The 7381-nt window shown below is 73.6% G+C and carries 9 protein-coding genes; 8 read left to right on the forward strand and 1 reads right to left on the reverse strand.

The genetic code is table 11. The features are described from left to right. Positions 1 to 10 precede the first annotated feature (10 nt). Positions 11 to 148, reverse strand: a complete 138-nt coding sequence (locus ACFXGA_RS12440; protein ID WP_378087094.1) for a hypothetical protein — start codon at positions 146 to 148, stop codon at positions 11 to 13. Positions 149 to 765: 617 nt separating this feature from the next. On the opposite strand from ACFXGA_RS12440, the gene sigJ reads away from it, so the two are divergent. The 8 genes from sigJ to ACFXGA_RS12480 all read left to right on the forward strand — a co-directional run bounded on the left by sigJ (position 766) and on the right by ACFXGA_RS12480 (position 7262). Beyond that, positions 766 to 1689, forward strand: a complete 924-nt coding sequence (gene sigJ / locus ACFXGA_RS12445) for an RNA polymerase sigma factor SigJ (protein ID WP_378087096.1) — start codon at positions 766 to 768, stop codon at positions 1687 to 1689. Between the two features lie 88 nt (positions 1690 to 1777). Continuing rightward, positions 1778 to 2446 carry a response regulator transcription factor gene (locus ACFXGA_RS12450; RefSeq protein WP_378087098.1) on the forward strand — a complete coding sequence of 223 codons (669 nt, stop codon included), beginning with the start codon at positions 1778 to 1780 and terminating at the stop codon, positions 2444 to 2446. A gap of 219 nt (positions 2447 to 2665) precedes the next feature. Continuing rightward, entirely contained in the window at positions 2666 to 3067 is a 402-nt protein-coding gene (locus ACFXGA_RS12455; protein ID WP_378087100.1) for an ATP-binding protein, read from the forward strand. Between the two features lie 53 nt (positions 3068 to 3120). Further along, complete coding sequence (locus tag ACFXGA_RS12460) at positions 3121 to 4593, forward strand: PAS domain S-box protein (RefSeq protein WP_378087102.1); 1473 nt, start codon at positions 3121 to 3123, stop codon at positions 4591 to 4593. Beyond that, the gene (locus ACFXGA_RS12465) at positions 4590 to 4961 is read left to right on the forward strand and encodes a response regulator transcription factor (protein WP_378087104.1); all 372 of its coding nucleotides are present in this window, start codon (positions 4590 to 4592) and stop codon (positions 4959 to 4961) included. Before ACFXGA_RS12460 ends, ACFXGA_RS12465 begins: the two co-directional genes overlap by 4 nt. A gap of 82 nt (positions 4962 to 5043) precedes the next feature. Further along, a complete protein-coding gene (locus ACFXGA_RS12470) occupies positions 5044 to 5460 on the forward strand; it encodes an anti-sigma factor antagonist (RefSeq protein ID WP_378087106.1) in 417 nt (138 codons plus the stop codon). Between the two features lie 78 nt (positions 5461 to 5538). Next, positions 5539 to 6759, forward strand: coding sequence for a hypothetical protein (locus ACFXGA_RS12475; protein WP_378087108.1), 1221 nt, complete (start codon positions 5539 to 5541; stop codon positions 6757 to 6759). Next, positions 6747 to 7262 carry a hypothetical protein gene (locus tag ACFXGA_RS12480; RefSeq protein ID WP_378087110.1) on the forward strand — a complete coding sequence of 172 codons (516 nt, stop codon included), beginning with the start codon at positions 6747 to 6749 and terminating at the stop codon, positions 7260 to 7262. The genes ACFXGA_RS12475 and ACFXGA_RS12480 overlap by 13 nt, the downstream gene beginning before the upstream one ends. Positions 7263 to 7381: the final 119 nt, after the last annotated feature.

A 7381-nucleotide genomic window follows, 5' to 3' on the forward strand; every position in this document is an offset into this window, starting at 1 on the left:
CGAAGTGGAATCAGACCTGCGACGGGTCCACGCTGCAGCAAGAGCAGGACGCGGGTCCGGGGCCGCCGTCCACGAACGCCGCGTTGCCGATCGTGGTCACGGCCAGTTCGTCCAGGACCAGGTCCTCGACGTCGAAAGTCAGATCCATGTCACCTCTCCATCCAGTCCGCCGTCGGGTGGGCAGGCGGGACACTAAGCGGATTGATCTGGGTCCGACAAGACCGGACAACCCTATTCCAAATGGTGCCAGAAATGCACCCGACAACGCCTTTCGGGCGAATAAGCGGCCTTATTGACCCATCGGTGTGCACTACCTTGACAGCGCGTCTTCACCGTGCCACCACGGCGTTTTTTACGGAGAACGGGTCAAGGACGTTGGTTCCGGTGGGCAATCGATTCGATTCCCCGATGGGAGGCATCGGGACACCAGACCTCCCGCTTACCGCGCGGTGGTCCACCCGTTCCCGGATCGGGGTAGGCTGCACGTCTCACGTTCGCGTGAATTCCGGCCACGGTGCGGATTCCCGAACAGGGCCGTCAGCCCTGGACGCCCGCCACCTGCCGGGTGGAGGCGTTGAGGCGGTTCCACACGTTCACCGTGGCGATGGCGACCAGCCGAGAGCTGCCGCTGGTCGTGGTGCGCCGTGCCCGGCAGGGTCACGGCGGGGTGGTCCACCCGTGCTCGCACGTTCGTCGTCGCTCCGGTCACATCGTGCTCGCTTGCTCCGTCAACCCCCTGACGGATCCCGCGCGGAGGATGTGACAGTGACCGACAGCGACTACCTCGCCGCCCGCTTCGAGGCCGACCGCGCCCACCTCAGGGCGGTCGCCTACCGGGTGCTCGGCTCGATGACCGAGGCCGACGACGCGGTGCAGGAGGCGTGGCTGCGGCTGCTGCGCGCCGACACCGGCGACGTCGGCAACCTGACCGGGTGGCTGACCACCGTGGTCGGCCGGGTGTGCCTGGACATGCTGCGCTCCCGCGCGTCCCGCCGCGAGGACCCGCTGGACGTGCGCGTGCCCGACCCGGTCGTGGACCCGGCCGAGGGCGGCGACCCGGAGCACGAGGCGGTGCTGGCCGAGTCCGTCGGCCTGGCCCTGCTGGTGGTGCTGGAGTCGCTGAACCCGGCCGAGCGGCTGGCGTTCGTGCTGCACGACCTGTTCGCGGTGCCGTTCGACGACATCGCCACGATCATCGGCCGCAGCCCGGCGGCCACCCGCCAACTGGCCGGCCGCGCCCGCCGGCGGGTCCGGAGCGGCGCACCGGCACCGGACGACCTGCCGCGCCGGCGGGAGGTCGTGGAGGCTTTCACGGCCGCCGCCCGGGCCGGGGACTTCGCGGCGCTGCTCGCGGTGCTCGACCCGGACGTGGTGCTGCGCGTGGACGGCGGCGCGGGGAACGCGGACGCCGCGGCCGTGGTGCGCGGCGCGGCGAACGTCGCCCGCCGTGCGCTGATGTTCCGCCGTCCCGAGGGGGTCAGCCGGCTGGTCCTGGTCAACGGCGGCATGGGCATCCTGACCGCGCCCGGGGGCACGCCCGTGTCGATCATGGGCTTCACGGTCAGCGGCGGCCGGGTCGTGGCGATCGACGTGCTGGCCGACCCGGCACGCCTGGCCGCCCTGGACCTGTCCGCGCTGGACCTGTCCGCGCTCGACCTGCCCGCAGAGGACCTGCCCGCAGGCGGCTGACCGGGCACGACCGCACCGGGCCGAACCGGTCCCGCTCCCCGCCCGGAGGCACCGCCGGAGAGGACTACGCTGGGTGTCCGGACCACTGATGAGGATCCAGCACACCATGGCGCACCGACCCAGCCCTTCCCGGCCCGTTCGCGCGGTCCTGGTCGAGGACCACCACCTGGTCGCCGAGGCGATCAGGCTGGCGTGGGCGGATTCGGCGGCGGTCGAGGTCGTGGCCTCCGTCGGGTCGCTCGCCGCCGCGTTGGCCGAGGTCCGGGCGCACCGGCCCGAGGTGGTGCTGCTGGACCGCCGCCTGCCCGACGGGGACGGCCTGGACTCGATCGCCGCGTTCGAGGCGCTCGGCGCCCGCGTGCTGGTCCTGACCGGCGAGGCGAGCGTGTCCGTCGCGGCCCGTGCGGCCGAGTCGGGCGCGGCCGGGCTGGTGCTCAAGTCGGCCCGCCTGGAGGACCTGACCGACGCCGTGCTGCGGGTGGCGGCGGGCGAGGTCGTGTTCGACGGGGCGCTGCTCGGCGGCGTGCTGGACAAGCTCACCGGCCGGGGCCGCAACGGCGGTGTGTCGCTCACCGTCCGCGAACGCCAGGCCCTGCTGCTCATGGCCGAGGGCGCGAGCACGGAGGAGATCGGCGAGCGCATGGGTGTCGCCCGCAACACCGTGCGCAACCACGTGCAGCGGGTGCTGGAGAAGCTCGGGGCCCGGTCGAAGCTGGAGGCGGTGGCCATCGCCCGCCGCGACGGCCTCCTCGACTAGGAGGCGGGTCCGCGGGGCGCGAACCCGGACCGGGCCATCGGCACCGGACCGTCCCGTGCCACGCGCCCAACGCCGCCCGCACCGCAAGCCGCCCGAGCCCCGCACGACCTGCGGGCACGCCGCACCCGGTTCGGCAGCCACCTCCTAGTGCACCTGCACCAGACGCGACGGTGACGGTGCGTCTGGGCGCGAACCGCCCGATGACCCACAGTGTCACTCGTGAACCTATCGGTGTCGGGCCCCCTCGTGGAGTTCAGCGCGCCGATCGACCGGGGCGCGGCCGGTCTGGCCCGCGACTTCGCCCGCAAGACCCTCGCCGACCTCGGCTACCGGGGCGACCACGGCGACGCCGTCCTGGTCGTCTCCGAACTGGTCTCCAACGCCCTGCGGCACACCGCCACCATCCCGGTCATCCGGCTGGGCGGCGACGCGCGCCGGCTGCGCATCGAGGTCCGGGACGGCAGTCCCGTGATGCCGCGGCCGCAGCGGTCGGCCACCGTCGGCGGGTGGGGGTTGCAGCTCGTCCAGCGGTTGACCGCGGCCTGGGGCGCACGGCCGGAGCACGACGGCAAGGTCGTCTGGTGCGAGATGGTCGCCGACGCCGCGCCGGGCACCGCCTGACGCCGGAGCGCCCGTTCGTGGCACCCCTTCAGCCCGTGGTGCACAGTGGCCCCATGGCCGCCGACCACCCCGCCGACCGCGACGTCGCACCACCGGCGGCGGACGCGTACCGCCTGCTCGTGGACAGCGTGGTCGACTACGCGATCTTCATGCTGGACCCGACGGGCCGGATCGTGAGCTGGAACCCCGGCGCGGAGCGGATCAAGGGCTGGTCGGCCGACGAGATCGTGGGCGAGCACTTCTCCCGGTTCTACCCGCCCGAGGACCTCGCGGCCCGCAAGCCCTGGTACGAGCTGGAGGTCGCCGCGGAGGTCGGCCGGTTCGAGGACGAGGGCTGGCGGCTGCGCAAGGACGGCACCCGCTTCTGGGCCAACGTCGTCATCACCGCCCTGTTCGACGAGGACGGCGGCCTGCGCGGTTTCGCCAAGGTCACCCGCGACATGACCGACCGGATGCTGGCCGAGGAGAAAGTGCGGGCCGGCGAGGAGCGGTTCCGGCTGCTGGTCCAGGGAGTGCTGGACTACGCCATCTTCATGCTGGACCCGAACGGCCGGGTGGTGAGCTGGAACGCGGGCGCGGAGCGGATCAAGGGTTACACCACCGAGGAGATCCTGGGCGAGCACTTCTCCGTGTTCTACCCGCCCGAGGACCTGGTGACGCGCAAGCCGTGGCGCGAGCTGGACGTGGCCGTGGACGTGGGCCGGTTCGAGGACGAGGGCTGGCGGCTGCGCAAGGACGGCACGCGCTTCTGGGCCAACGTCGTCATCACCGCCCTGTTCGACCAGGACGGCGGCCTGCGCGGCTTCGCCAAGGTCACCCGCGACATGACCGAGCAGCGGCGCGTCGAGCAGACCCTGAGCGAGCAGCGCAGGCTCGTCGGCCACCTCGTGGAGGCCCAGGAGCTGGAACGGCGGCGCATCGCCTGGGACGTGCACGACGACTCGATCCAATCCATGGTGGCCGTCGGCATGCGGCTGCAACTGCTCGCCAACCGCCTGCCGGAGGAGGAGGCCGCGGTCGTGCGCCGGCTGGACGAGGCGGTGCGGGCGTCCATCGCACGGCTGCGCAACCTCGTGGTCCGGCTGCGGCCGCCGGAACTGGACCGGCACAGCCTGGTGGAGGCGCTGGACCACTACCTGGCCGACCTCGCGGCCTCCGCGGGCATCACCTACCGGCTGCGGCACTCGCTGGACCGGGAGCCGCCCGCCGAGGCCGCGATCACGATCTTCCGCATCTGCCAGGAAGCGCTCACCAACATCCGCAAGCACGCCCGCGCCTCCACCGTGGACGTGTCGTTGACCTCGGTGGACGGCGGCACGCTGGTGGAGGTCACGGACGACGGCGTGGGCGTGGGCGGCGGAGTGGGCGGCGACGCCGGGGCCGGCCCGCCGTCGGACCACTTCGGCCTGGTCGAGATGCGCGAGCGGGCCGAGACCGCCGGCGGCTGGTGGTCGGTGGGCGAGGACCCGCGCGGAGGGGCGGTGGTGCGGTTCTGGATCCCGACGGCGAACGGTGGCGAGGAGTGACCGAGCTGAGCGTGGTGATCTCCGACGACGACCCGTTGATCCGCGACGCGCTGCGCGACCTGCTCGACGCCGAACCCGACCTGCGGGTCGTCGCCGTCGCCCGGGACGCGGACGAGGCGATCGCGCTGGTCGAGCGCCACGCGCCGGCCGTCGTCGTGCTCGACGTCCGCATGCCCGGCGGCGGTGGTGGCCGTGCCGCCCGCGAGATCAAGCTCCGGTCGCCGGGCACCGGCATCCTCCTGCTGTCCGCCCACGCCGACCCGGCGGCGCTCGACGGCGCCGTGTTGACCGGGGTCGGCGAGCACCTGGTCAAGGGCGTGCCGAACAGCGAGATCGTGGAGGCCGTCCGGCGGCTGGGACGCCGCTGACCGGCAGGGGTGCGACTGCGCGTCACGGCCCGTAACGTCGGGCTGGAACTGTCGTGACAACACAGTGCACCGGGGAGTCGTCGTGACCCAGCCGACGGGGCAGCCTTCACCGATCCTCGACGTGCGCGTCACCCGGAACGGTGAAGTCGCCGTCGTCTCCGTGTCGGGCGAGCTGGACCTGGACACGGTGCCCGAGGTCCGTGCCGCCCTCGGGTCGGCGCTGTCCGGCCCCGCGTCGTCCGCCCTCGTCGTGGACCTGACCGACGTGGTGTTCTTCAGCTCGGCCGGCCTGTCGCTGCTGCTGGAGTTCCGCCGCCGGGTCGACGCGTTCGCGGTCGTGGCGACCCGTCGCGCCGTGCTCCGGCCGATCCAGGTGACGTCCGTCGCCCCGCTGCTGAACGTGGTCCCCTCGCTCGACGACGCGCTGGCGTCCGTGCGGCCTCGGGCCGACCGGGCGGTGGCCGCGGCCGCGCCCGAACCGCCTCACCCGCCCGCGTGAACGGACCAACCTGAGCCGAACGCCGGACCCCGCACCCGGCCGAACGGTTTGCTGGTTCCCCTAACACGAGGGGGAACCATGGAATCGCGTTCAGTGTTGGCGGTGGGGGTCGTCGTCGCACCGCCGTTAGGTGGGCAGACCGCCGCCGCGGCGCCACCGTCCGCCGTCCCGGTGATGCAGCCCGACCCGCTGCTGATGTTCCCGTCGAACCGGGCCGGCACCGACTGGGCCCGGGTCGCCCGCGACCGGGCGGCGACGGCGTGGGCCCGGGGCCGACGGGCCGACGCCCGCGCGGCCGTGCCGTACCGGGAGCAGGAGCCACCCGGGGTGCGCGGGGCCAACGACAGCCCGGCGACGGCCGAGCACATCGCCGGCTTCGGCACCGGCCGCAACGCCACCTCGAAGATCGCGCCGACCGGCGACATCCTGCCCGACGACACGGTGCCGACGCGGCCGCCGTCCGCCGAGCCCGACGACGCGCTCGGCCTGGCGGGCGACCTGGGCCTGGACGCCGGCCGGCCGTCGGTCCGCACCGGCGGGACGATCGGCGACGGCCCCCACGGCAGCGCCGGCGACGGCACGGGCGACTTCGACTTCTACCGGCTCGGCCCGGGCGCGGCCGGCCGGACGATCACCGCGCGGACCTCCACCCCGACCGGCGAGCTGGACCCGCTGCTCGCGCTGTGGGACGCCGACGGCGGCCTGTGGGCGGTCAACGGCGACGTGGGCGGGTCCACCGACTCCGCCGTCACGACGGCGATCCCGCCGGGCCGCAACCTGATGGTCGGCTCCGACCCGTTCGGCCTGCCCCGCGACCCGCGCACGCCGGGCACCGGCGAGGGCGTGCTGAGCGAGGGTCCGTACGAGCTGCTGATCAGCAGTGGCCGGAGCGGCGGCGACCTGGCCGCACGCGGCCTCAACCCGCGGTTCGCGGTGCGGATCCTCAACAGCCGCGACCACGCCGACCCGTGGGGGCAGCCGAACGTCAGCCGGGTCGTCGTCGGCGGCACCGTCGCGGAGACGGGGATCCCCACCATCGGCATCGCCCAGTCCATCGACGCGGGCAACTTCGGCCGGGAGGAGACCGCGCTGGTGCTGCTGGACGACCTGAGCGCGCCGGCGGGGCCCGCGTGGACGCTGAACACCTACGTGCGGCCGGAGAGCGACCGGATCGCGTTCCTCGGGCGGGCGGTCGGCAACATCGCCTCCCACGAGGCCGGGGACATGTCGGGCAGTTGGCACACCGACCTGACCAACTCGGAATCCCCTGCCGCCGAGGAGGGCTCGTGGCCACGGTGAGGCACCTGCTGGACCGCCGGTTCAACGGGTACATCGGGATCAAGCTGCCGCACGAGTTGGACGACCTCGTGGAGTCGGTCGTGGTCGGGTACCTCGACGCGACGGCCGCCGCGCGGCAGGAAATCCTGGACGCGGTCCGACCGCGCGCGGCGGGCGTGCTCTGCGTCTTCGGCCGGCGGATGGCGACGATGGCCGTGCGAACCGACTCGACGGTCCCGCTCTACCGCGGCATCGTCGGGATGGGGATGGCGGAGCGGACGCTGGACGAGCCGCGCAACAGCCTCTTCGTGCTGGCGACGGTCCACCACAGCGCCACGACCCTGGGCACCACCATCACCCGGCTCGCCACGGACATGCGGCGGTACCTGCCGGAGCCCGCGTACGAGAACTTCCTGGCGTTCGACCAGCGGACCGAAAAGAACAAGTCGCTCCGGGCGTTCGGGCTCGCCGCCTGCGGTTCCGGTGACGAGTTCCGGTACGGGTACGGCTCCACGTCGGCATGAGCGCGAAACCGGACCGGTCGGCCGCGGCGCCGGCTGGGAGTGTGGGGGGGGGCGCGCGGCGCCCGACCAGCGGGGGGGGCGGCGGGGGCGCGCCCGCGGGCAGGCGGCCGAACAACATC

This window comes from Actinosynnema sp. NPDC059335, assembly GCF_042752395.1.
Classification (GTDB): Bacteria; Actinomycetota; Actinomycetes; order Mycobacteriales; family Pseudonocardiaceae; genus Actinosynnema.

Coding starts and splice junctions, on each gene's coding strand:
- ACFXGA_RS12475 (WP_378087108.1), top strand. CDS start 5,539: ATGGAATCGCGTTCAGTGTTGGCGGTGGGGGTCGTCGTCGCACCGCCG.
- ACFXGA_RS12460 (WP_378087102.1), top strand. CDS start 3,121: ATGGCCGCCGACCACCCCGCCGACCGCGACGTCGCACCACCGGCGGCG.
- ACFXGA_RS12440 (WP_378087094.1), bottom strand. CDS start 148: ATGGATCTGACTTTCGACGTCGAGGACCTGGTCCTGGACGAACTGGCC.
- ACFXGA_RS12450 (WP_378087098.1), top strand. CDS start 1,778: ATGAGGATCCAGCACACCATGGCGCACCGACCCAGCCCTTCCCGGCCC.